20 protein-coding genes and 6 tRNA genes are annotated in these 22,390 nt (G+C 44.8%); 17 read left to right on the forward strand and 9 right to left on the reverse strand.

The features are described 5' to 3' along the window. Positions 1-60: 60 nt before the first annotated feature. Complete coding sequence (locus HQQ92_RS07355; protein WP_028759621.1) at positions 61-420, reverse strand: TraR/DksA C4-type zinc finger protein; 360 nt, start codon at positions 418-420, stop codon at positions 61-63. Between the two features lie 187 nt (positions 421-607). Next, positions 608-1,558 (reverse strand): tRNA-dihydrouridine synthase, encoded by a 951-nt coding sequence (locus HQQ92_RS07360; RefSeq protein ID WP_105253104.1) that lies wholly within the window; start codon positions 1,556-1,558, stop codon positions 608-610. Between the two features lie 267 nt (positions 1,559-1,825). On the opposite strand from HQQ92_RS07360, the gene HQQ92_RS07365 reads away from it, so the two are divergent. The 11 genes from HQQ92_RS07365 (at position 1,826) to HQQ92_RS07410 (ending at position 11,537) form a co-directional block, all read left to right on the forward strand. Beyond that, the gene (locus HQQ92_RS07365) at positions 1,826-2,254 is read left to right on the forward strand and encodes a hypothetical protein (RefSeq protein ID WP_028759624.1); all 429 of its coding nucleotides are present in this window, start codon (positions 1,826-1,828) and stop codon (positions 2,252-2,254) included. 116 nt (positions 2,255-2,370) lie between these two features. Next, positions 2,371-3,240: a DUF692 domain-containing protein gene (locus tag HQQ92_RS07370; protein ID WP_173244261.1), complete on the forward strand. Its 870-nt coding sequence runs from the start codon at positions 2,371-2,373 to the stop codon at positions 3,238-3,240. Then, the gene (locus tag HQQ92_RS07375) at positions 3,240-3,986 is read left to right on the forward strand and encodes a DUF2063 domain-containing protein (RefSeq protein ID WP_173244264.1); all 747 of its coding nucleotides are present in this window, start codon (positions 3,240-3,242) and stop codon (positions 3,984-3,986) included. The genes HQQ92_RS07370 and HQQ92_RS07375 overlap by 1 nt, the downstream gene beginning before the upstream one ends. A gap of 150 nt (positions 3,987-4,136) precedes the next feature. Then, the gene (locus HQQ92_RS23855) at positions 4,137-4,259 is read left to right on the forward strand and encodes a hypothetical protein (protein WP_006082086.1); all 123 of its coding nucleotides are present in this window, start codon (positions 4,137-4,139) and stop codon (positions 4,257-4,259) included. Between the two features lie 81 nt (positions 4,260-4,340). Beyond that, positions 4,341-4,709 (forward strand): YbaN family protein, encoded by a 369-nt coding sequence (locus HQQ92_RS07380; protein ID WP_113940896.1) that lies wholly within the window; start codon positions 4,341-4,343, stop codon positions 4,707-4,709. Between the two features lie 268 nt (positions 4,710-4,977). After that, positions 4,978-5,529, forward strand: a complete 552-nt coding sequence (apt, locus tag HQQ92_RS07385) for an adenine phosphoribosyltransferase (protein ID WP_105252212.1) — start codon at positions 4,978-4,980, stop codon at positions 5,527-5,529. A 118-nt stretch (positions 5,530-5,647) separates the two neighbouring features. Beyond that, positions 5,648-8,872 carry a DNA polymerase III subunit gamma/tau gene (dnaX, locus tag HQQ92_RS07390; protein WP_251071155.1) on the forward strand — a complete coding sequence of 1,075 codons (3,225 nt, stop codon included), beginning with the start codon at positions 5,648-5,650 and terminating at the stop codon, positions 8,870-8,872. Between the two features lie 223 nt (positions 8,873-9,095). After that, on the forward strand, positions 9,096-9,425 hold the full coding sequence (locus tag HQQ92_RS07395) for a YbaB/EbfC family nucleoid-associated protein (protein WP_028759630.1): 330 nt from the start codon (positions 9,096-9,098) through the stop codon (positions 9,423-9,425). 12 nt (positions 9,426-9,437) lie between these two features. Further along, on the forward strand, positions 9,438-10,037 hold the full coding sequence (gene recR, locus HQQ92_RS07400; protein WP_173244270.1) for a recombination mediator RecR: 600 nt from the start codon (positions 9,438-9,440) through the stop codon (positions 10,035-10,037). 453 nt (positions 10,038-10,490) lie between these two features. Then, positions 10,491-10,970 carry a GNAT family N-acetyltransferase gene (locus HQQ92_RS07405; RefSeq protein WP_251071156.1) on the forward strand — a complete coding sequence of 160 codons (480 nt, stop codon included), beginning with the start codon at positions 10,491-10,493 and terminating at the stop codon, positions 10,968-10,970. A 219-nt stretch (positions 10,971-11,189) separates the two neighbouring features. Continuing rightward, positions 11,190-11,537 (forward strand): hypothetical protein, encoded by a 348-nt coding sequence (locus tag HQQ92_RS07410; RefSeq protein ID WP_251071157.1) that lies wholly within the window; start codon positions 11,190-11,192, stop codon positions 11,535-11,537. Positions 11,538-11,721: 184 nt separating this feature from the next. Here HQQ92_RS07410 and HQQ92_RS07415 read toward each other — a convergent pair. From HQQ92_RS07415 to HQQ92_RS07435, 5 genes are all read right to left on the reverse strand, one after another. Then, positions 11,722-11,798, reverse strand: a tRNA-Met gene (locus tag HQQ92_RS07415). A gap of 156 nt (positions 11,799-11,954) precedes the next feature. Next, positions 11,955-12,031 (reverse strand) — tRNA-Met (locus tag HQQ92_RS07420). A 156-nt stretch (positions 12,032-12,187) separates the two neighbouring features. Beyond that, positions 12,188-12,264, reverse strand: a tRNA-Met gene (locus HQQ92_RS07425). 144 nt (positions 12,265-12,408) lie between these two features. Beyond that, positions 12,409-12,485 (reverse strand) — tRNA-Met (locus HQQ92_RS07430). A 41-nt stretch (positions 12,486-12,526) separates the two neighbouring features. Continuing rightward, positions 12,527-12,603 (reverse strand) — tRNA-Met (locus HQQ92_RS07435). A gap of 257 nt (positions 12,604-12,860) precedes the next feature. Between HQQ92_RS07435 and rlmKL the strand changes: the two genes are divergently transcribed. The 5 genes from rlmKL to rmf all read left to right on the forward strand — a co-directional run bounded on the left by rlmKL (position 12,861) and on the right by rmf (position 19,389). After that, the gene (gene rlmKL, locus HQQ92_RS07440; protein WP_168827462.1) at positions 12,861-14,990 is read left to right on the forward strand and encodes a bifunctional 23S rRNA (guanine(2069)-N(7))-methyltransferase RlmK/23S rRNA (guanine(2445)-N(2))-methyltransferase RlmL; all 2,130 of its coding nucleotides are present in this window, start codon (positions 12,861-12,863) and stop codon (positions 14,988-14,990) included. Beyond that, positions 14,983-15,237 (forward strand): glutaredoxin family protein, encoded by a 255-nt coding sequence (locus HQQ92_RS07445; RefSeq protein WP_168827464.1) that lies wholly within the window; start codon positions 14,983-14,985, stop codon positions 15,235-15,237. The genes rlmKL and HQQ92_RS07445 overlap by 8 nt, the downstream gene beginning before the upstream one ends. Position 15,238: 1 nt before the next feature. Further along, complete coding sequence (locus tag HQQ92_RS07450; RefSeq protein ID WP_173244276.1) at positions 15,239-17,164, forward strand: ABC transporter ATP-binding protein; 1,926 nt, start codon at positions 15,239-15,241, stop codon at positions 17,162-17,164. Between the two features lie 28 nt (positions 17,165-17,192). After that, positions 17,193-19,025 carry a DUF3466 family protein gene (locus HQQ92_RS07455; protein WP_173244279.1) on the forward strand — a complete coding sequence of 611 codons (1,833 nt, stop codon included), beginning with the start codon at positions 17,193-17,195 and terminating at the stop codon, positions 19,023-19,025. 187 nt (positions 19,026-19,212) lie between these two features. After that, positions 19,213-19,389, forward strand: coding sequence for a ribosome modulation factor (gene rmf / locus HQQ92_RS07460; protein WP_006082074.1), 177 nt, complete (start codon positions 19,213-19,215; stop codon positions 19,387-19,389). 122 nt (positions 19,390-19,511) lie between these two features. Here rmf and fabA read toward each other — a convergent pair whose 3' ends face one another. Next, on the reverse strand, positions 19,512-20,027 hold the full coding sequence (gene fabA / locus HQQ92_RS07465; RefSeq protein WP_028759638.1) for a bifunctional 3-hydroxydecanoyl-ACP dehydratase/trans-2-decenoyl-ACP isomerase: 516 nt from the start codon (positions 20,025-20,027) through the stop codon (positions 19,512-19,514). Positions 20,028-20,101: 74 nt separating this feature from the next. Next, positions 20,102-21,835 (reverse strand): AAA family ATPase, encoded by a 1,734-nt coding sequence (locus HQQ92_RS07470; RefSeq protein WP_105253105.1) that lies wholly within the window; start codon positions 21,833-21,835, stop codon positions 20,102-20,104. A gap of 221 nt (positions 21,836-22,056) precedes the next feature. Here HQQ92_RS07470 and HQQ92_RS07475 point away from each other — a divergent pair. Continuing rightward, positions 22,057-22,147, forward strand: a tRNA-Ser gene (locus HQQ92_RS07475). Positions 22,148-22,390 lie beyond the last annotated feature (243 nt).

Below are 22,390 nucleotides of genomic sequence, written 5' to 3' on the forward strand. Positions count from 1 at the left end.
CTCCGCTTGCGGAGGTTTTTTTGCTTATAAGGCAGTTTACTGGGTGTCGAATGAGCGCTATCAATGCGTGAGGCGCAGTTCGTGGCGGTGTTCATGCTGATAATGCTCGGCGCAGGAGGTGCAGCGTTGTTCGGTGGGATCTTGGCTTAAGCGTTCGCTTTCAATTTCTGCCTCACAATCCGAGCAAAGACCGTAGAGACCTAAGTCGAGCTGGCAAAAGGCGGCATCAAGTTTATTTAATCGGCAAAATAGTGGGTGTTCAGCCAGTGGTGTCTGAGCCAATTTATCAATTAATTCTGCCAGACTCAGGCTAGCGTAATGCTCCCCTATGGCTTCGAGGAACAGAGGGAGCGCGCCTATTTCTTTCCTTAGATTAGCTTCAAGCTCTGACAATTCATGTCTGATATGGGTGGTGCTCACGTAAAATCGCCTATTTCATTTGACTCTAGGCGTCCAGTCTAATAGTTCCACTATCAACGACTATGATAAAGATCAAGTATCTGCCACATTTTCGGTTTTTTAGCCGTTAAAAATCGAAAAAGTACTTCATTCTTATCGCATTATATGTGCTACGGCAAAAGCCCTTTTATCACATATATCGTTGCGATTATTCGTCGCATAAGTTCCGTTGCGCTGTTTCTAATACGCGGACAATTTCTTCCGTTGTTTTAAAGACTCGCAGTTCCCTAAACAAGGTATCGGCTTCGGGATATTGACGGTTGAGATAGGTAAACCACTGTTTGATCCGGGCTGGATAATAGTCACTTTTACGGCCATTGAGTTCCCTTTGGGTATAACTGAGCATGAGCCCTAAGGTTTGCGCCCAAGTATAAGGAGTGGCTCCTGTCTTGATAGTATCAGCCAAGTTCGGCAATGAAATTGCCCCGCGGCCGATCATGATACTGTCGCAGCCCGTGACCTCGATACAACGCTTAGCATCGTCACTGTTCCAAATTTCACCGTTGGCGATCACCGGGATCGGCAAACGTTTGCGCACTTCGGTGATGTATTCCCAGTAGGCTGGCGGTCTGTAACCGTCGACTTTACTGCGCGCATGGATGGCAAGTTCAGTTGCACCGGCTTCATACACAGCAATGGCGTTTTCCATAAACAGTGACTTATCTTCGTAGCCCAAACGTATTTTGGCCGTTACGGCATGCTCTTTTGGTACTGCTTGACGCATGGCTTTGACAATATCGTGCACACTCTCAGGATATTGCAATAATACGGCGCCACCTTTACTGCGGTTAACAATTTTTGCTGGACAGCCAAAGTTTGCATCAACACCGTGTGAGCCTAGCTCAATGGCACGCAGGGCATTTTCGCCCATACATTGGGGTTCTTGACCAAGCAATTGTACTCGTACTGGCGTACCTGAAGGGGTGTTGCCGTTGTTGAGCAGTTCAGGACACAGTTTGAGAAAGACCTTTTCAGGCAGCAGTTGGTCTACCACTCGCACAAATTCGGTGACGAGCAAATCGTAGGGATTGATGGTCGATAGGATGTCACGCATCAAAGCGTCTACTACGCCTTCCATTGGAGCCAAAATCACACGCACTGCAGTAAACCCATATCTGTTGCAAAGGGCGAGCATTCTACCTTATCAGCCCTAAGTTACAAAGTGGCCTTGTGAAGGAGGATGAATAGGTACGCCAATAAATAAAATCCAAGCTAAACTGATTGTCCTAGCAGGATATTTTTACCATTTCTGTGACTTAGTGATATTTTTTGCAATAGAATCGAAATAAGGCAGGTCTTTTGTTGTAAGCCAGCTACTTAAACTGTTGTTGGTCATTATTACTCAATAAACAAGAAGGGATTATTTATGAATTCAGTTAAAAAAACAGCAGTTGCAGTAGCGTTAGGTTCAGTTGTGATGAGTTCAGCTTTTGCTGTCAATGCACAAACTAACCCATTTGGTTTTGAAGCTATGGATGCGGGCTATCAAATTGTCGGTTCAGAAGGCAAATGTGGTGAAGCCAAATGCGGCGCAGACATGAAGAAAGCCGCCGCTGAAAAAGCCAAAGAAGGTAAGTGTGGTGAGGCTAAATGCGGTGCTGAGATGAAAAAAGCGGCTGCAGATAAAGCTCATGAGGGGAAATGTGGCGAAGCGAAATGCGGTGCTGACATGAAGAAAGCCGCTGATAAGGCCCATGAAGGTAAGTGTGGTGAAGCAAAATGTGGCGCTGATATGAAGAAAACCGCCGAAAAAGTGGATGCTAAAGTCGAAGCCGTTAAAAAAGAAGTGAAGTAAAGCGGGTTTGTTTTATCCCTGCAGTTATTGGGATAATTGAGCCTAAAGAGGCCAGCCAGCGCTGGTCTCTTGTGTTTTATTCTTAAGCGATTACAGGTTAGCATTCGTGAGGTTCTATGAATGATCAAAAAAATACGACACAGGTAGGGCTGGGATTAAGACGAGAAATGCTCAGTGAATTTTGTTTACAGGTGCCTGATGCTATTAATTTTTTTGAAGTGGCACCTGAGAATTGGATGACCTTAGGTGGTAAATTTGGCCGCCAATTTCGTGAGTTGACTGAGCAACATACTTTCTACTGCCACGGTTTGAGTTTATCCATTGGTAGCCCTGAACCTTTAGATCTCGCGTTTGTAAAAAATATCAAAACCTTTATGGATTTACATCAAATCCAAGTCTATTCCGAACATTTAAGTTATTGCTCAGGGCAAGGTCACTTATATGATTTAATGCCTATCCCTTTTACCGACGCTGCGGTGAAGCATGTGGCGGCGCGGGTCAAGCAAGTAGAAGATATTCTAGAGCGGCCGCTTATTTTAGAAAATGTGTCTTTTTATGCCGCTCCAGGTGCGCAAATGACAGAACTTGAATTCGTTAATGCCGTGCTGCAAGAAGCCGATTGTAAACTGCTACTGGATGTGAACAACATCTATGTGAACTCGATAAACCATCAATACGATGCCGATGCCTTTTTACAGGCCATGCCGACGGAGCGCATCGCCTATTTGCATATTGCTGGGCACTACAAACAAGCTGAAGATCTGCTCATTGATACCCATGGCGCCGCCATTAACGATCCCGTCTGGACATTATTACAGCGCTGTTATGCTTTGCATGGGGTAAAACCGACTTTGCTTGAGCGTGACTTTAATTTGCCGACAACCGCTGAATTGTTGCTCGAGATAAATCAAATTCACGGTTATCAAATGGCGGCGTCCAGCTCCCATGCCCAAAATAGTGCTCATGCCGTAAAGAGGATCGCCTAATGGATTTTAAGCAAGTGCAGCAATCCTTTATCGATTATATCCGCGATCCATCTTCGCCATTGCCCGTGGATACTGATTTCCGGCGTATGCAGGTTTACCGCGAGTTATTTTTTAATAATGTGCTGGGATTTGTGTCGAACGGCTTCCCCGTGCTGAAAAGTTTGTATTCTGAGGAGGATTGGCTGACTTTGGTGCAGCGTTTTTTCAGTCAACATGATTGCCAATCGCCCATCTTTATCGATATCGCGGGTGAGTTTTTAGATTTTTTACAGCAGGAATATCAGCCCACGGCAAATGATCCTGTTTTTATGCTCGAATTAGCGCACTATGAATGGCTGGAGTTGGCCGTTGCGGTCGCACAGGCGAGTGGGGATGAATCTCAACTTAGCCTAGCGCAAATGTCGACGCAGGCTTTATGTTTGTCGCAGACGGCGAGGGTGGCGCAGTATCATTTTGAGGTGCAGCACATTCGTCAGGATTATCGGCCGCAGCAACGACTCGATACGCCAGTGTTTTTTTGTCTCTATCAAGATGCCGATTGTGAAGTGTGCTTCTTACAGTTAAATCCCTTAAGCGCGCAGGTGCTGGCATTTCTTCAAGCTCAAGGCCAAGCGGGTTTTAAAGAGATAGTTGATTGGTTAACAATCACTTACCCTCAAATGGCGCCAGAGATTATTGAGCAAGGTTGTATGCAGTTACTCGAGCAATTAGCGGCCAAAGGGATAGTGCGCGGACGTCAGTCTTAAGGTTGGGTTTATTGCCGAAATAAATGCAATAACCCTACATTTAGAGGGTTTTTATTAATTTGACAAACCGCTACAATGTCGGCCGTTTTGTGATCTCAATCACTGTACGATTCCTGCGCACTTATACTTGCACATACTAGAGGAGCTGTAATGAGTAGTCAGCCGTTTAAAGACCCATTTAATTTTTTGTATTTTATTGGTTTTATTTTAGTTTTACTGTTGCCGACTCTGCCAGCAAGTCTGTCTTGGTTAAAGCATTTAGGTTTAATTTAAGCGAGCGTTAATCTCTAGCGCGTAGCCTATTGGCCACTCTTCGAGTGGCTTTTGTTTTTCCGATAAAGGGCATTTAAACCTATGGTATTAAAGCGCGGATTATTTTTACTGTTAGGCTTAACCGCTTTAGTCTTAGGTTTAGTTGGTATCGTGCTACCGATATTGCCGACCGTGCCTTTTATCTTGCTTGCTGCCTTTTGCTTTGCCCGCTCGAGTGAACGTTTACACCATTGGTTGATGACACATCCCTGGTTTGCCGACGCCTTAACCCAGTGGCAAGAGCAGCGAGCAATGCGTAAGGGATTGAAACGCAAAGCCATGATAGTTAGCGCACTCAGTTTTAGTGTCAGTATTATTGTGGTCCCTATCCTTTGGGTAAAAGGTCTGCTGTTTGTCATGGCATTGGTCCTACTTTGGTATCTTAAAGGTATACCTGAAATAGAGGGATGATTGAGTGATTGAATGGGCTCAGGCGCTGTGACTGAAAGTTTAGTCGTGTTCTTGTTGAGGCTATTTAACTGAGTGCCAACAGGGTTTGATCTAAGGCACAAATTGATAACCTTTCCATCACTTGTGCATTGTGATTGTTGCAACTAAAACTAAAGCGGCATAAGCTTTGTCCGACTTTCGACAATGCGTCCACCCAGTGTGGACGTTTTGTTTTATACCACCACCGCTAGGTTGGTGAATTGATTAAGTAACTTATTAAGCAAATATGATGGCTATGAATACAGAAACCTTATCCTTGATAAAGCAAAGCATTAAAACGATTCCTAATTATCCTAAGGAAGGGATTTTATTTCGAGATGTCACCAGTTTGCTTGAGAATGCAGCAGCCTATAAAGCGACCATCGACTTGTTAGTTGAACATTATCGTGGTCAAGGCTTTACCAAAATTGTGGGCACTGAAGCCCGTGGTTTCTTATTTGGTGCACCGTTGGCTTTAGAATTGGGTATCGGTTTTGTACCTGTGCGTAAACCCGGCAAATTGCCGCGTGCAACCATCAGTCAAAGCTATGAACTAGAATACGGTCACGATAGCCTAGAAATTCATACTGATGCGATTAGCGCAAATGACAAAGTGCTCGTTGTTGACGATTTACTCGCCACTGGCGGTACTATCGAAGCGACCGTTAAACTGATCCGCCAACTCGGCGGTGAAGTTAAACATGCGGCCTTTGTGATCTCATTACCTGATTTAGGTGGTGAAGCACGTTTAACCGCATTAGGGCTTGAGTTGGTTAAACTTTGTGAGTTTGAAGGCGAATAAATCTGCAGCTAAAGGCGCCTTGGGATAGTTTGATGGCATGTCAAATCATGGCATGTTATCTTTCAAAGTTCTCGGGGCGCATGCTCCCGCTTTTGTATCACATACTCTGGGGAGTTCCATGTCATATCAGGTGTTAGCCAGAAAATGGCGCCCTGCCACATTTGATCAAATGGTTGGCCAAAGCCATGTTTTGCATGCCTTGACCAATGCGTTAAGCCAGCAGCGCTTACACCATGCTTACCTGTTTACGGGAACGCGCGGTGTCGGTAAAACCAGCTTGGCGCGACTCTTTGCCAAAGGCTTAAATTGCGAACAAGGCGTGACAGCCACTCCCTGTGGTGTTTGCGGTAGCTGTGTGGAAATCGCCCAAGGTCGTTTTGTCGATTTGATTGAAGTCGATGCCGCATCTCGCACTAAGGTCGATGATACCCGTGAGCTGTTAGACAATGTGCAGTATCGTCCAACCCGTGGCCGCTTTAAGGTTTATCTCATCGACGAAGTGCATATGCTGTCGCGCAGCAGTTTTAACGCACTGCTAAAAACCTTAGAAGAACCCCCCGAGCACGTTAAATTTCTTCTGGCGACAACCGATCCGCAGAAACTGCCAGTGACTGTGTTATCCCGTTGTTTGCAGTTCAATTTAAAAAGCCTGACCCAAGCTGAAATTGGCACTCAGCTCAATCATATCTTGACCCAAGAGCAGTTTCCCTTTGATGCAGAAGCCCTAAAATTGCTGGCTAAAGCTGCCAATGGCAGTATGCGTGATGCCTTGAGTTTGACAGATCAAGCCATTGCCTTTGGTGGCGGTAATGTGATGCTTGGCCAAGTGCAAACCATGCTTGGCAGTATTGATGAGCAGCATGTAGTTGCCTTGCTTAACGCCTTAACCGATGCCGATATTGGTGTGTTAATGCATACCTGTGCCCAAGTGCTTGCGTACGGCGCAGATGCCCAAGAAGTGCTACGCAGTTTACTTGAGTTGTTACATCAAATTACCTTGACCCAATTTGCCCCCGCTTGCGCGCAGCAATCCTTGTATAGCGCACAGATTCGCGCCTTTGCCGAACAGCTTAAGCCGGAACAAGTGCAGCTTTATTATCAGATTTTATTAACCGGCCGCAAAGATTTACCCCATGCACCAGACCCTAAATCGGGTCTTGAGATGGCACTATTACGCGCTGTGGCGTTTGTGCCTGAAAAGCCAGTAAAGCGCTGGCAGCCTGATGCGGTCGCTGAGATCAGTTTATCCGAAGGGCAAACGCCAGTTGCGACAGCGCAAGCTCCTGATGTAAAAGAACAAAAGTTTTCTGAGCCACATACTGCGGAACAACTGCCTGCTGAAAAAAAAACGGTATTAATTGAGCCTGCCGATACCGCAGAGCTGGCACTTGATGCTGAGCTCGAAGCGGATGCGGCATTAATTGCCGAACAGGCGGTGATTCTAAGTCAGGCGCAGAGTCAGGGATTTAACGCTGGCAGCTTAAACGTTGAGATAGTGAATGCTGAGGTCGAGCCACAAACTCAAAAAGTATCAACCGCTCAAGCGCTTTCTCAAGTTACTGAAGCTGCTGCTGACATTGGGGCATCGGTTGCGAGTTTAGATGCTCAGAATAGTGAAGTTCCTGAATTCATTGGGGCAACTGCCGAGTCGAGTATTGTTAATCCAGCAGCGGCTGAAATGGTTGTTGGTTCAAGCGCTGTGGCTGTTGGTAGTGACATTGCAGAGAAAGACAGTGCTGTTCAAGAGACTGTTGATGAAAACACTGCTGTTGACTCCCTCAACCATACTCTTACTAATAGTACGCTAGAGCAAAAGGAGCTTGATGAACATAGTCCCTATGGAACTGAAGTCGAGCATTCATATCCAGTGATGGGAGCTTATGCCCAAGAGTCAGCGCCGCTCGATTCCTATCAAGATGCTTATGTTGAATTCTCCTCCGGCTCTTACAATGACGATGATTTTCATCACAGCTTTGACTCTCATGCTGTGCCTGATGATGTTCAACACTTAGATAATGTTCAAAATTCTGCTGATATTCAAAGCGCTGTAGGCATGGAAGGCTCAGTTGATAGTCAGTCAGTAGTAATGGCTCAAGTGTCTCCTCAGACATCAATTCCAATTCCAACACTAGCCTCCGCATCATTAGCCGACGATGATATTCTCTCGGCGGTGTTGGCGGCGCGGGATTCACTGTTATCGGATCTTGACGCCTTAAGTGCTAAGGACGGTGATGAAAAAAAGTCGTCATTGGACTCAAAACTTAAGACGCCAAACACTAAATCACATGGTGTAACCTTACCTAAATCGGTGACTAAAATTGAAGCGAGTCAGTCAAGTGTGGCATTTTCTGTTGATCCAGCATCTGATTTAGACCCTGATTTAGCGATAGATTTTGATGATGACTTCGACTTAGATCTTGAGCCTATCGATCTGCACCAAGCAGTATCTTCAGTCGTCATCTCAACTGGAATTGTCTCTGAGAAACCTGTCAAACCGTCTGCTACATATGATCGTCCGCCTTGGGAGGCAGCGCCTGAAGCTGAATCTATCGAAGTGACGCAAGTCGATAGCAATAAGACTGACAGTGTTCAGCCTGTGAGCGCGCAAGCTACTGATATAAATAATGTTCAAGCCAGTCATGCTCAAGAGCTTTTAGGCGAGAGTTACGCACCTAATCATGCACAAGATGACACTCTATCCCTGAGTGACGGGCAGCTCACAGCATCAAGTTTGAAGTCGGAAATACTTCAAACTCAGGCTGTACGTCAAGAAGAAATACCCGCCTCAGAGTTTGCTTCGGCTAGCACAACAGCACTGACAAATGCGTCGAATACAGTGGAACACACGCAGGAGACACAAGTCGCGCTCAGTTCGACTCAACCTATTAGCGGCCATCCATTAGATTTACATTGGTACAAGTTGATGGCGAGCTTAGAGATCGGCGGGCGAGTGCGGCAACTGGCGGTTAATTCTGTCTGCCAAACCTTGAGCGATCCTTTGCCTTTGCTGCTTAAACCAAACCAGAAGCATTTAGCGGCTGATGTTGCCATAGTGCAGCTTGAGCAAGCCTTAACTACCGCGCTCGGGAACCCAAGACGGGTACAAGTGGTCATAGGAATCGATGAACAGCGGGAAACGCCCTTAGAGTTACGTAAGCGTTTCCACCAAGAGTTGCTGCAACAAGCGCATCAATCATTGATTCATGATGACAATGTGCAATGGTTGATCCAACGTATGGGCGCCGAACTCGATGCCGATAGTCTAGTGTATCCGCCAGAGTTGTTGAATTTACGCAGTCAGCAAATACAAGCGTTACCAGAGTTAACTGAGGCCGCGAGTTAGCCATTATTGGCGAGTCTTTGGGTAAAATTTTCATCGTTAATTTGTAGCGTTGTGGTTTAAATTTAGGTTTCGAGTGCATATTTATAGTGATGCTGCTGAGAAACTCTGCATCGAGATCATAAGTTTATTAACAAGATAACGGCATTGATTGCCAATCCCATTTATTTAAGTAAGATTAGCCGCGTTAATGCTTGCGACTAACCCTAATAGAAGAGAAATGACTATGTTTGGAAAAGGCGGTATGGGCAATTTGATGAAACAGGCCCAGATGATGCAAGAAAAAATGGCCAAAATGCAGGAAGAAATCGCCCGTATGGAAATGGTGGGTGAATCTGGTGCTGGTTTGGTGAAAGTGACTATGACAGGCGCGCACACAGTGCGTAAAGTCGAAATCGACCCAAGCCTGATGGAAGACGACAAAGAAATGCTGGAAGATTTGATTGCTGCGGCCTGTAATGACGCTGCTCGTCGAATCGAAGAAAACCAAAAAACTAAAATGGCTGAAGTTACTGGTGGCATGCAATTACCACCAGGCATGAAAATGCCATTTTAATTGAGATAGCCGATGAAATTTAGTCCATTGTTAGATGAGTTAATTCAGTCCCTGCGTTGTTTACCTGGGGTTGGGCCTAAATCGGCGCAACGTATGGCGTTTCAGTTACTCGAGCGTGACAGAAAAGCAGGGCTTAAATTAGCCAGTGCGCTGTCCAGTGCGATGAGTGACGTCGGTCATTGTCAGTCTTGCCGAACCTACACTGAAGAAGCCCTCTGTCCGATCTGTGCTAGCCATAAACGCGGAACGTCCTCCACCATTTGTGTGGTGGAAACGCCGGCTGATGTGTTAGCCATTGAAGCGGGTGGACATTTCACTGGCCGTTACTTTGTGCTTTTAGGCCATTTATCGCCCCTCGATGGCGTGGGGCCAGAAGAGTTAGGCTTAGCGTTACTCGAGCGCCATTTGGCATCGGGTGATGTCACCGAACTGATTTTAGCGACAAATCCAACAGTAGAAGGTGAGGCTACAGCGCATTTTATTGCCGATATGGCCAGACGTCACAAAGTGATGATAAGCCGTATTGCCCATGGCGTACCCGTAGGTGGCGAGTTGGAATACGTGGATAGTACTACGTTGGCGCTGTCCTTTAATGGTCGTTTACCACTTTAATTAAACAGTTTATATTAGAACCATACTATTGATTGTATTGGATTAATTGAAGGCTGAAGTATTCAACTCGATTATCACCTTAGTGCCTGAATCTTATAAACCCGCCAAGATCTTATCTTGAGCGGGTTTTTATTTGCCCAGAGTTTCAACCTAGGTGTTGAGGCTGGGTTATGGAGACAGGGCGGTGGTTGATTCAATTCCTATATTGATTGATATCTATCTGTATAAAATCCATGTTTATCAATAGTTTTTTAAATTTCATACTTGTCTTATGTGAGCTTCATCCGTAAAGTCGGTTTAATAAAAATCGGGTTGAGTTGCTTAATCACAGTGATCCACAGTATGCCTAAGTCAATTCGTTGGGCTTAGTTCTGTGTGCTTAGTTCTGTGTACGTTGAATTGGCCACTTCTTTTTTATTTCAAAACCAGGGAGGGGACTCATTGGGAAATATTATGATTAGGCATGCAGAGAAGAGTGACGCTGCAGCCATTCAAGCAGTATATGCCTGTCCAAATGCCTATGCCGGTACCTTGCAATTACCTTTGCCATCGACCGATAAATGGGAGGCGCGTCTTGCTGCAACATCGAATCATGTTCATCGTTATGTCGCAGAGATTGAAGGTGAAATTGTCGGTGAGTTAGGTTTTGAAGTGTATGAGCAACCTCGCCGTAGGCATGTTGCCTCCTTTGGCATGGGTGTAAAAGACAGTTGGCAAGGCCGCGGTATAGGCAGTGCCTTGATTAACGCGATGCTTGAGCTTACCGATAAATGGATGAATATAAAACGAATTGAATTAACGGTTTATACCGATAATCATGCCGCAATTGGTCTATATAAAAAGTTTGGCTTTGTAATGGAAGGTGAGTCGAAGGATTTTGCTTTTAGAAATGGTGAGTTTGTCAGTGTGTATCATATGGCGCGGTTAAAATAACATGCTGATCTCTATGCTATTTAAGCTGTTACTTAAGGCTCTCACTCTAAGAACGAACTTTAAATACGCACTCCAAGTACTAACTTTAAGAATTTGTTCTAAGCGCTCATTTTCAGAGCTCGCTTTAGGTGTTAAGTGTATGTCTATCTCAACTTTTAAGGATAAAAATGGGACTCATTTTATTGCCGCTGCTGATACTTTGGTTGGGTGTCGGTATTTATGCCATACGTATCGGCTAGGGCTTCTCAATTAAGCTATGCACTCAGTATTTGTACTCTCGCTATAGTGGCATTACTGCTTTATCTCTATTTCGGTTTCGCTCAATTTAAGGAAAATAAAGAGTTGTGGGCGTTCGAAATCTCGATGTTTTTTGCCGCGAATAAGTTCGCTTTTGGCATCATGATTCTTGGTCTAATACTGCACTGGTTCGGTCAAGGTGTTCTCACTTCCGCTTATTTGAAACCTCTACCTTTCATCATGATTTTCACCGTTTCCTTTGGTGCCATGGCAGGAGTCATATTGTCCGACACTTTTATGGCGAAATTTGACATCCAAAAAATGTATTGATGTCAGCTGATCAGTTTAAATCTTATTTTGGACGCTGTTGTTATAGTGGATTTGACCTGATTGCTTTCATCGGTTGTTTATAGGTCGATGGTCTTCTGGTTAGGATTTTACAGAGGGTTATTATGAATTTTAGGTACAAAAAAACCAGCTTGTGCTGGTTATTTTTCTCTTTCATGAAGAGAAGTGGTTGCGGGAGCCGGATTTGAACCGACGACCTTCGGGTTATGAGCCCGACGAGCTACCATGCTGCTCCATCCCGCGTTCGATTATTGCTGTTAATAACTGTTTTAATTCTGTCATCTAAGAATTGGTTGCGGAAGCCGGGTTGCTAATGTTAAATCAGCGACTACCTTCGCCTGTTGCTTATAAGGAGTTGAGGCTAATAAGCTGTTTCTCTTTATAAACACATGTAGAAAGTGGTTGCGGGAGCCGGATTTGAACCGACGACCTTCGGGTTATGAGCCCGACGAGCTACCATGCTGCTCCATCCCGCGTTCGATTATTGCTGTTAATAACTGTTTTAATTCTGTCATCTAAGAATTGGTTGCGGAAGCCGGGTTGCTAATGTTAAATCAGCGACTACCTTCGCCTGTTGCTTATAAGGAGTTGAGGCTAATAAGCTGTTTCTCTTTATAAACACATGTAGAAAGTGGTTGCGGGAGCCGGATTTGAACCGACGACCTTCGGGTTATGAGCCCGACGAGCTACCATGCTGCTCCATCCCGCGTCCGATTGTTGCTGTTAATAACTGTTTAATTCTGTCATCTAAGAATTGGTTGTAGTAGCCGGATTTGAACTGACTACCTTCGCCTGTTGTTTATAAGGAGTTGAGCCCGATAAGCTGTTTCTCTTTATAAACACATATAGAAAGTGGTTGCGGGAGCCGGATTTGAACCGACGACCTTCGGGTTATGAGCCCGACGAGCTACCATGCTGCTCCATCCCGCGTCCGATATCTATCTGTATTACTTTACTATTTTGCTTTTAAATGGTTGCGGGAGCAGGATTTGAACCTACGACCTTCGGGTTATGAGCCCGACGAGCTACCATGCTGCTCCATCCCGCGTCCGTCTTCAAAGCGGGGCAGACTATAACGGCAGCGCCTTGGCATTGCAAGGACGAAGATCGAAAAAGATGGTGAACGCTTAAATATAAAGCGGAGTGGGGGGCTTTCATACAATTTAAACATAAGTTAGGGATTTTTCGTTGATTATCTTAGGTCGAGGATGAGACTAAATGGGGTTTCGACTAATAACTGTTTATCTTTTATGTATTCGAGCAGGTATAATGTCGCTTTGATTTTGACTGCGTACTGATTATCCCATGCTTAATTTTTTTGCCGCCGCCCCTAAGGGCTTTGAATATAGCTTAGCCCAAGAGCTGACAGAATTTGGTGCGACTGAAGTAAAAGAGAGTGTTGCTGGTGTGTATTTCACTGCCCCCTTAGCTTTAGCGTATCGGATTACTTTATGGACACGCTTAGCCAGCCGTATCGTGTTGGTTATCTATAAAGGCAGCTGCGAGTCGGCAGAGCAACTTTATAATGCCGCCTATTGTGTCGATTGGCCGGCGCATTTTTCCAATAAAAGCACTTTTAGTATCGATTTTCATGGTACGGGTGGTTTTATCAATAATACCCAGTTCGGCGCACTCAAGATTAAAGACGCGGTTGTGGATAGATTCCGGGACGATGACGTTGAGCGCCCAAATGTGTCACGCGTCGATGCTGACTTTAAAGTTGATGCCCATTTTCGTAATGGCGTAATCACGATTGCGATGAACTTCTCTGGTCCATCACTGCATCAACGTGGCTATCGTTCGACTACTGGTGAAGCGCCACTGAAGGAAAACTTAGCCGCCAACATGTTAGTGCGCAGTGGCTGGCAAGCAGCACCTTCGACCTTGCTCGATCCTTTCTGTGGTAGTGGAACTGTGCTGATTGAAGCGGCTTTAATGGCGGCCGATATTGCCCCTGGCTTACAGCGTAGCCGTTTTGGGTTTGAACATTGGCGTCGTCATGATAAAGCTGTGTGGCAAGAAATCGTTGAAGAAGCAAAAGCGCGTGCCTCATTAGGCGTGAAACGTTGCGAGATTAAATTCTACGGCTCAGATATCGATTCGCGCTTAGTCGCGTTAGCCAAACGTAACGCCGAAAATGCCGGTGTACTCGAGTTAATTGAGTTTCAAGTTGCAGATGCGTTGACGATAACGCCGCCTGCAGAAAGTGGATATTTGATCACTAACCCACCTTATGGTGAACGTTTAGGCAATGTGTCTGAGTTATTGCAGCTTTACTATCAGCTAGGCGACAAGTTTAAGAAAGAGTTTGGCGGCTGGAAAGTGGCCATGCTGTGTAGTGATATCGAGTTGGTATCATCACTTAAGCTTAAAGCCGACAAACAGATGAAGATGTTCAACGGTGCTCTAGAATGTGCCTTTAACATTTATACCTTACATGCGACCAGTACACGTCGTGATACGCCAGTGCTGCCAGACGGCGTCGACATTGCCGATATCGCCCCTGCATTTGCTAACCGCATTAAGAAAAATGCCAAGTTATTAGAGAAATGGGCCAAGAAAGAAGGCATCGACAGCTATCGTATTTATGATGCCGACATTCCTGAATATAACGTCGCAGTAGATAAATACTTAGATTACGTGATTATTCAAGAATATATGGCGCCAGCAACTATACCTGAAGCCGTAACCAAGCGTCGTTTAAGCGATGTATTGTTAGCACTGCCGTCGGCCATTGGTATCAATCCGAACAAGATGATCATGAAGACCCGTGAGCGTCAAAAGGGCACGAGTCAGTATCAAAAGCTGGATGAGCGTAAGTTAGAGCTTATCACTACCGAATATGGCGCTAAGTTCAAACTGAACTTAACCGGTTATTTGGATACAGGTTTATTCCTCGATCACAGATTGACACGCCGTTTAGTCGGTCAAAAATCGAAGGGACGCCGGGTACTTAACCTGTTCTCTTACACAGGTTCTGCTTCTGTGCATGCGGCGCTTGGTGGGGCTAAATCGGTGACGACGGTGGATATGTCAAATACCTATATTGCTTGGGCGAAGGACAACTTTGCACTCAATGGACTGCAAGGTAAGCAGTATGAGTTTGTTCAATCTGACTGCATGCAGTGGATCCGTGATTGCCGTGAACAGTACGATCTGATTTTTATCGATCCGCCGACCTTCTCAAATTCTAAGCGTATGGAAGATTCATTCGATGTGCAGAGAGACCATGTGAACTTACTGGCATCCTTAGTGAAACTGCTCAGCCCAACGGGCGAGCTAGTGTTCTCTAATAATAAACGTAAGTTTAAGATGGACATAGAGGCGCTGACAAAGATGAACATTAATGTGAAGAACATTGATGACGTGACTTTGCCTATGGACTACAAACGTAATCCACATATTCATAATACTTGGCTTATCACCCATGCCTGAGTTGACTCAAGCAGAATTAGATAACAGGCATTATCTGCTATATCACACAGAGGGATGTCATCTGTGTGAACTGGCCGCGGCCTTACTGGACGCGGCTGACATTGGCTATCGGGCCATAGATATTTGTGACGATGAATACCTCGCGCAGCGTTATGGCGTATCGATCCCTGTGCTTAAAGCTTGGGATGGTAGAGAATTACATTGGCCATTTAACGCAACGCAATTACAAGAGTTTACAGGAGCTTAGTTTGAGTCTGGTTCGTATCAATAGTGGCTCTTTAGCCTATGGTTACACTCCGTTGTTACAAAAAGCGGATTTTACTATTCAACGCGGCGAGCGCGTGTGTATTGTTGGCCGTAATGGTGCTGGCAAGTCGAGTTTATTAAAAGTGTTATCTGGTGATGTACTGCTGGATGAAGGCGAATTCAACATCGCTGGTAATGTGACCGTTAGCCGTCTACAACAAGATCCGCCAAAGGCTGAGCAAGGCACGGTATACGCTTATATTGCTGCGGGATTAAAGGAAGTGGGCGAGGCGCTTGAGCGTTATCATCAATTGTCCCACGATGTGGCCCATGCCGATCCCGAGCAAATGGATCGTATGCTGAATGAAATGCAAGGTCTGCAAGAAACCTTAGACCACTATAATGGATGGCAGCTAGATTCTCGTATCCAACAAAACTGCGAATTATTAGGACTCGATCCTGACAAATCCTTGAGCGAGTTATCGGGTGGTTGGCAGCGTAAAGTGGCGTTAGCCAGAGCACTGGTGAGCGAGCCAGATCTGTTGTTACTTGATGAACCGACCAACCATTTAGACATAGACACTATCGAGTGGCTTGAAAAGTTTTTACTTGATTATCAAGGCGCTATCGTCTTTATCAGCCACGATAGGGGCTTTATTGCCCGTATGGCGACGCGGATTGTCGATTTAGACCGTGGTGTGGTGACCTCATGGCCGGGCAACTATCAAATGTATCTTGATGGTAAGCAAGAATGGCTGCGCGTCGAAGCCGAGAAAAATGCCTTGTTTGACAAGCGTCTCGCCGATGAAGAAGTGTGGATCCGTCAAGGCGTTAAAGCCAGACGTACCCGTAACGAAGGTCGAGTTCGCGCACTGAAGGCGCTACGTGAAGAGCGAAGTGAACGTCTGAATCGTCAAGGCAATGCTAAAATGGCAGTATCGGATACTGAACGTTCTGGTAAGTTAGTCTTTGATGTGACCGATCTTAACTTCAATCTGCCCGATAAAAATCTGGTTAAAAACTTTAATACGACGGTTATCCGCGGTGACCGTATTGCGCTGATTGGGCCAAACGGTTGTGGTAAATCAACCTTGATCAAGCTGTTAATCGAGAAGCTGCAACCGCAATCGGGCGAAATTAAAGTCGGTACTAAGCTCGAAATCGCTTATTTCGACCAATATCGTGAAGCGTTAGATCCTGAGCAAACCGTTGAAGATAACGTTGGTGAAGGTAAAAAGACCATCACGATCAATGGTCAAGACCGCCACATTTTAAGTTATTTGCAGGACTTCTTGTTCTCGCCTATGCGTGCCAGAACGCCAGTGAAAGCGCTGTCGGGTGGTGAGAAGAACCGTTTGTTATTGGCTAAGTTATTAATTCGCCCTGCAAACTTAATCATTCTCGATGAGCCAACTAACGATCTTGATATTGAGACCTTAGAATTGCTAGAGTCGTTGCTCACTGAATACCAAGGTACGTTGTTGCTAGTGAGCCATGATAGGGCATTTATCGACAATACTGTGACCAGTAGCTGGTGGTATGCGGGTAATGGCCATTGGAGCGAGTATGTAGGTGGTTATCAAGATGCCGTGAACCAAGGGGCAAAGTTTTATTCTGAGGAACCTAGTTCGCAAAAGGCGGTCGAAGCTCCTGCGGTTGAAACTAAACCCGTTGAAGTTAAAACTGTAGAACCTGTGAAAGCGGTAAAAAAACTGTCGTATAAGCTACAGCGTGAGTTAGAGTCGCTACCTAATGTGATGGAGCAATTGGAGGCAGAAATTCTCGCATTGCAGACCACTATTGGACATTCAGACTTTTATAGTCAGGCGCAGGATAAAGTCAATCAGGTATTGAGTCTGTTGGCTGATAAAGAAAAGCAATTGGAAGTTTGCTTCGAGCGTTGGGAAGAGCTTGAGTCACTGAAGTAAACCAATAATAAAAATGGGAATAGAATTAATGAAGTCAAAGTTGGATAAAGCCCTTTCCTTGGTTGCCTTAGGTGTCCTTGGTGTATTAAACAGTGCCCATGCTGCGCCTGTCTATGAAATCGTTAATATCGATAATTATGACCTGCAGGGCACGCTTGAAGGCACTCGTAACGGTTATGCTTTAGGTGTAAATGCTAGTGGTGAATTAGTCGGTATTTCAAAGGGTAAGAAAAAACTCAGCAGTTCAGATGTCGAAGGCGGCGTGATTGATGTTGCCGACGGTATCGCACCAGAAGAAACCATTACTTATTCTATTACCGCTGCCATTGTTGCAAATAACTTTGCTTTTATTGCTGCAGAAAATGGTGCAGCTGGGGCTTGGTTACCGACATTCGACAGCATTAATGGTACTACACCGCCAAATGATACTGCTGTGATTAACTCTGTTGATACCTTTTATTACGGTATTAATGATGCCAGTATTAAAGTGGGCAGCATGACTGCGCCTGAAAAGAAAACAGAGAACACTGCAACTACTGATGTTACCGATGATTATTGGTATTACCGCGACTATGAGTTCCGCGGTGTTGTAAAAGTGGGTAGCACTGAAATTCCATTAGTTCCTCCCTACACGCAATTTGTTAATGCTGATAAGACTAAAACCGCAGAGTTAGGTGGATGGTCTGCTGCTACAGCTATTAATAATAATAACTTAGTGGCTGGTTATGCCAGTACTGCTATCAGTAAATATGGTAGTGATCGTGTTAATTATTGTTTAGGCTCGGATAATACTTTGCCGTTGGATGTTTGTGTACAACGTGAGCAATATCCGAACTCTACGGGTACGCGTAACATTCAGTACCAGACGCGTGCCTATGTATGGCAAATCGACAATAATATCGCTACGGGAATTGAGTTGCCTTTAGGGTTAACGCCTAAAGCTGATAACACCTTAACCTTTACTGCTCAGGCGCTCGGCGTGAATGATAACGGCGTGGTTGTTGGTCGCTCGCACGTTTATCGTAACAACAATACAGATAAGTTGCACCAAGATGCGGCTTATTGGGCTAAGGATGCCGAAGGTAATTATAAATACCACTGGATCCCAATGGGCGAATCGATTTCAAGTTCCATTGCCTATGACATCAATGATAGTGGTATTCTTGTCGGTAGTTATCGTAGCTATATTCAAGGTTATTTGCGCGACAAGTTTTTCTATTTTGATACTAATACACCCGATGTTGGCTATGTAACCCCTAATGATTTTGCCTCAACGGCAACGGATCTTTCGAGTAAACCCAAGGATATTAACAATAAAGGTCAAGTAGTTGGTTACGTTGAAACGACTTACGATAAAGAGAAGCCACGCCCCAAAGCGGGTTTCCTGTATGAGAAGTCGACGGGTGAGTTTAGCAATATCAATAAATTGCTGACCTGCGAGTCTAAGGGGTATGAAAAATCAAACGATGGTAGCTGGGCACGTCATCAGGTCGAAGTTCAGGATGGCTCGGGTAAAATTCTTCAATATAACGCTGATATTTTAGTGGTTGAAGGTACGAGTATCAATGAAGATGGCACTATCGTAGGTACGGCTTTTATTCGTAAACCTTCTTATCAATTTGATAAAGATGGCAACATAGTTATGGGTGAAAATGGCTTACCGCTATTTGAGCTGAGTGGTAGTGGCGAGCCTGTAACGGCTTATGTTCCACGTATGGTTGTACTTAAACCGGCTACCAGTGGTGAAGCTTGTACTGTTGAAGATAGTACCGATACCGGTAATTTTGAGCGTTCTGGTGCGGCAACGTTAGCTTGGTTATTTGCCTTGCCATTGGTGTGGTTCCGTCGTCGAATTCGTTAAGTTTTAAGCTTCAATTCAGACTAAAAAAATCGAGGCGAAATGCCTCGATTTTTTTTCGCTAAGATCTCAATAGTTTAATAAATAGTCAGTATAATAGCCGATTTTTTGATTGATCTTGGCGTCAAAAAGCACTATTTCTATGGGTGAAGCTTTTGCTTCTATTTTATGTAGAACAGAGGACGCTTGCATGAAAAGACAAAAACGAGATCGTTTAGACAGAGCTTTTTCAAAAGGATTCCAAGCTGGGGTTGGTGGACGCTCTAAGGAGCTCTGTCCATATGCAAATCTTGATTCGCGATCGCAGTGGTTAGGCGGTTGGCGTGAAGGTGTGGATGGCCGAGTTAATGGGCTATTTAATAAATAATTGAGTTTTACTCATTAATTAAATAGCCCAGAACAAGCAAAGTAATGCAGCATATTGCCCTCAGATGAGGGCATTTTTATATCTGCAGTACTGATATCTTCAGTGTCTTGGAGTAAGACTGATCAGAATGTAGACGTATCGCTAAAGACACCGACTTTAAGATCGGTTGCACTGTAGATTTGACGACCATCAACTTCAAGGATTGCATCGGCAATACCCATCACCAGTTTACGGTGAATAGTACGCTTGATATTGAGTTTATAAGTGACTTTCTTAGCGCCTGGTAATACTTGACCCGTAAACTTCACTTCACCTACACCCAGAGCACGTCCTTTGCCTTCTGCGCCTTCCCAGCCTAAATAGAAGCCAACGAGTTGCCACATGGCATCTAGCCCTAAACAGCCAGGCATTACCGGGTCGGTAATAAAGTGGCAGTCAAAAAACCATAAGTCTGGATTAATATCGAGTTCAGCGACAATTTCACCTTTGCCAAACTCACCGCCATTATCATTGATAGTAACGATTCTATCTATCATCAGCATGTTATCGACAGGCAGACGAGGTGAGTTTGGACCAAATAATTTCCCATGGCCACAGGCGATGAGTTCTTCTTTATTGAAACTGTTTGCTTTGTTCATTGTTTTACTACTCCAGCAATAAGAGCCGCCAAGATTAGCGAACACGTGTAAGCTAAACAACTCCGATCAGCTAATTAGCGGCGAAAAAATCCCAATTTTGCGAGTAATCTCGTGATTATGCCGATTTCCTCCTCGCCATTTCCTGCGAGCTTGTCTAATCGTTCCTGCACAAGGCCGTATAATGAATCATGTGGAAAATCATTATCTTCATCGGCTACACCCGCAGGCATTTGCATTAATAGCTCAACAGCTTGGTCCATATGCTCGATTGCATAGAGGTGAAATAAGCCTTTGCCTACAGCTGTAATCACTTTGGGATTGAGGTTAAGCTGTAACACGTTCGACTTGGGCATAATAACGCCTTGTTCTCCCGTGAGACCACGACGTTCACACAGATTAAAAAAGCCTTCAATTTTCTCGTTGATGCCACCAATCGCTTGCACATTACCAAATTGATCCAATGCACCAGTTATTGCCAGTGACTGAATAATGGGTTGTTCGGCAATCGCTGACATCAAACAGCAGTATTCGGCGAGTGATGCACTATCACCATCAATTTCTTGATAGGATTGCTCGAAAACGATATTGGCATTTAGGTGTAATGGTGCATCTCGCCCAAAGATACGGTACAAGCAGGCAGAAAGGATCATCATTCCTTTGGCATGTATATTGCCACCAAGTTCAGATTTTCTTTCGATATCGGCGACTTCACCATCACCATAGTGAACAGATGCCGTGATCCGCGCAGGCTCACCATAACTGTAATCGATGGCATCAATGACAGTTAAGCCATTGATCTGACCTACCATAGCACCCGAAGTTGGCAGATTTATGAAGTTGTCATCGAAGCTTTGACCTGAATACTCTTCCGAGCTGTTATGACGATAGTTGGCTTGGGCTAACGCGAGCTCAATACTGCTCGCATTGATACTCGGTTTACCACAATAGGCTTTAGCTTGCACCATCAGTTGGGCAAACTCGAGCATAGACAAACTGAGGCGGCGCTGATGTTCGGTTAACCGTGCACTATAACGAAAAAGTGGCGCTAGGCTTGATTGTTCTAGAGTGACCTCGACACTTTGTGCAACCGCTTGCAACCATGCGACGTATTGTGACTCTGTATAACGGACCAAGTCGATTTCGCTAGCGAGTTCTGCTAGTAGGGTAAAGTGACGTTGAAATTGCCAATCTTCAGTTCTGACTTGGCTATAAATCATTCCTGCACCGATAAGGACAATTTTACAATTGAGCGGGATAGGACTTAAGTTATTGCTAATCTGATACGCTTTATGGGTGAGGATTTGCATCACTAATTCCCATAAACCTTCACGTTTCCACAGTGACTCGGCGCAAATAAATACATAATGACATTCGGCCAGAGCACCAGCTTGATATTGACTTGTTGTTCCTGTTTGTGCCATACGGCCAATGAGGTCTACACGGCGAATATTACCACTGAGGTAGCGATAGCGAGTCGTTTTTTCGGCAATACTGATCTGATTTTCTAGTGGTTTCTCTGATTGCCACTGAAATGTTGCCGCTTTGTCAGTCGGGCGTGTTGCCACTAAATAAGCTGGAGATAACGGCGCTAGGCTATCAATACAGGCTTGGATCATTAATTGGCGGTCAATGCTCGGGAAATCAGCCAGATACAAGTGCTGATCGACAATAGCTTGGTGGAGTTTAAACGCATCCACAGCACGCTCTTGTCCTAAGAGTAATGCGCTTAGATTGTCAGCCGTTTCGGGAAGGGTTGGCAGGCTAAATTCAGGTGCGAGTGAAGACGTGGGTATCAAGAGTGAATTCATATAAGCATTTACCGTGAAAAGTTGCAGTGATTTTACCATACCAAGACGACAAGTCTCTCACTGTATAGGTGTTTTTACCTCTGTTTACTCGATTATTCCTTGAAACTGGGCATGTATTTGTTGTAAAAAACATCGGGGTGAACATAAGTTGAGCATTTGACTCGATATTTAAAAATTGAGGTTTACAAGTTAGCGGTATACTTATATTATTTTCGGCGTTCGGAGGGGTGGCAGAGTGGTTTAATGCACCGGTCTTGAAAACCGGCGTGGGTTTATAGCCCACCCAGGGTTCAAATCCCTGCTCCTCCGCCATATTTAGTCAAAAAGCCGCTAAGCAATTAGCGGCTTTTTGCATTTATACAGTTTGAACCCTTGGGTTCCTGATTTGAAGCGCAGCTCCTGCGCCATATTTACGAGAAAGGCAATCAGTAATGATGGCCTTTTTTGTTTGTGTAATTTGAACCAAGGTTCCTCATTCTAAGTTCAGCTCCTCCGCCATATTTAGTCAAAAAGCCGCTAAGCAATTAGCGGCTTTTTGCATTTATACAGTTTGAA

The organism is Shewanella sp. DC2-4, from assembly GCF_013248875.1.
Lineage (GTDB): Bacteria > Pseudomonadota > Gammaproteobacteria > Enterobacterales > Shewanellaceae > Shewanella > Shewanella oncorhynchi.

What these genes read in the sequence shown, in the direction of transcription:
- HQQ92_RS07365 (WP_028759624.1), top strand. Translation starts at nt 1,826, where the DNA reads ATGAATTCAGTTAAAAAAACAGCAGTTGCAGTAGCGTTAGGTTCAGTT.
- HQQ92_RS07370 (WP_173244261.1), top strand. Translation starts at nt 2,371, where the DNA reads ATGAATGATCAAAAAAATACGACACAGGTAGGGCTGGGATTAAGACGA.
- HQQ92_RS07375 (WP_173244264.1), top strand. Translation starts at nt 3,240, where the DNA reads ATGGATTTTAAGCAAGTGCAGCAATCCTTTATCGATTATATCCGCGAT.
- HQQ92_RS23855 (WP_006082086.1), top strand. Translation starts at nt 4,137, where the DNA reads ATGAGTAGTCAGCCGTTTAAAGACCCATTTAATTTTTTGTATTTTATT.
- HQQ92_RS07380 (WP_113940896.1), top strand. Translation starts at nt 4,341, where the DNA reads ATGGTATTAAAGCGCGGATTATTTTTACTGTTAGGCTTAACCGCTTTA.
- apt (WP_105252212.1), top strand. Translation starts at nt 4,978, where the DNA reads ATGGCTATGAATACAGAAACCTTATCCTTGATAAAGCAAAGCATTAAA.
- dnaX (WP_251071155.1), top strand. Translation starts at nt 5,648, where the DNA reads ATGTCATATCAGGTGTTAGCCAGAAAATGGCGCCCTGCCACATTTGAT.
- HQQ92_RS07395 (WP_028759630.1), top strand. Translation starts at nt 9,096, where the DNA reads ATGTTTGGAAAAGGCGGTATGGGCAATTTGATGAAACAGGCCCAGATG.
- recR (WP_173244270.1), top strand. Translation starts at nt 9,438, where the DNA reads ATGAAATTTAGTCCATTGTTAGATGAGTTAATTCAGTCCCTGCGTTGT.
- HQQ92_RS07405 (WP_251071156.1), top strand. Translation starts at nt 10,491, where the DNA reads ATGATTAGGCATGCAGAGAAGAGTGACGCTGCAGCCATTCAAGCAGTA.
- HQQ92_RS07410 (WP_251071157.1), top strand. Translation starts at nt 11,190, where the DNA reads ATGCCATACGTATCGGCTAGGGCTTCTCAATTAAGCTATGCACTCAGT.
- rlmKL (WP_168827462.1), top strand. Translation starts at nt 12,861, where the DNA reads ATGCTTAATTTTTTTGCCGCCGCCCCTAAGGGCTTTGAATATAGCTTA.
- HQQ92_RS07445 (WP_168827464.1), top strand. Translation starts at nt 14,983, where the DNA reads ATGCCTGAGTTGACTCAAGCAGAATTAGATAACAGGCATTATCTGCTA.
- HQQ92_RS07455 (WP_173244279.1), top strand. Translation starts at nt 17,193, where the DNA reads ATGAAGTCAAAGTTGGATAAAGCCCTTTCCTTGGTTGCCTTAGGTGTC.
- rmf (WP_006082074.1), top strand. Translation starts at nt 19,213, where the DNA reads ATGAAAAGACAAAAACGAGATCGTTTAGACAGAGCTTTTTCAAAAGGA.
- fabA (WP_028759638.1), bottom strand. Translation starts at nt 20,027, where the DNA reads ATGAACAAAGCAAACAGTTTCAATAAAGAAGAACTCATCGCCTGTGGC.
- HQQ92_RS07470 (WP_105253105.1), bottom strand. Translation starts at nt 21,835, where the DNA reads ATGAATTCACTCTTGATACCCACGTCTTCACTCGCACCTGAATTTAGC.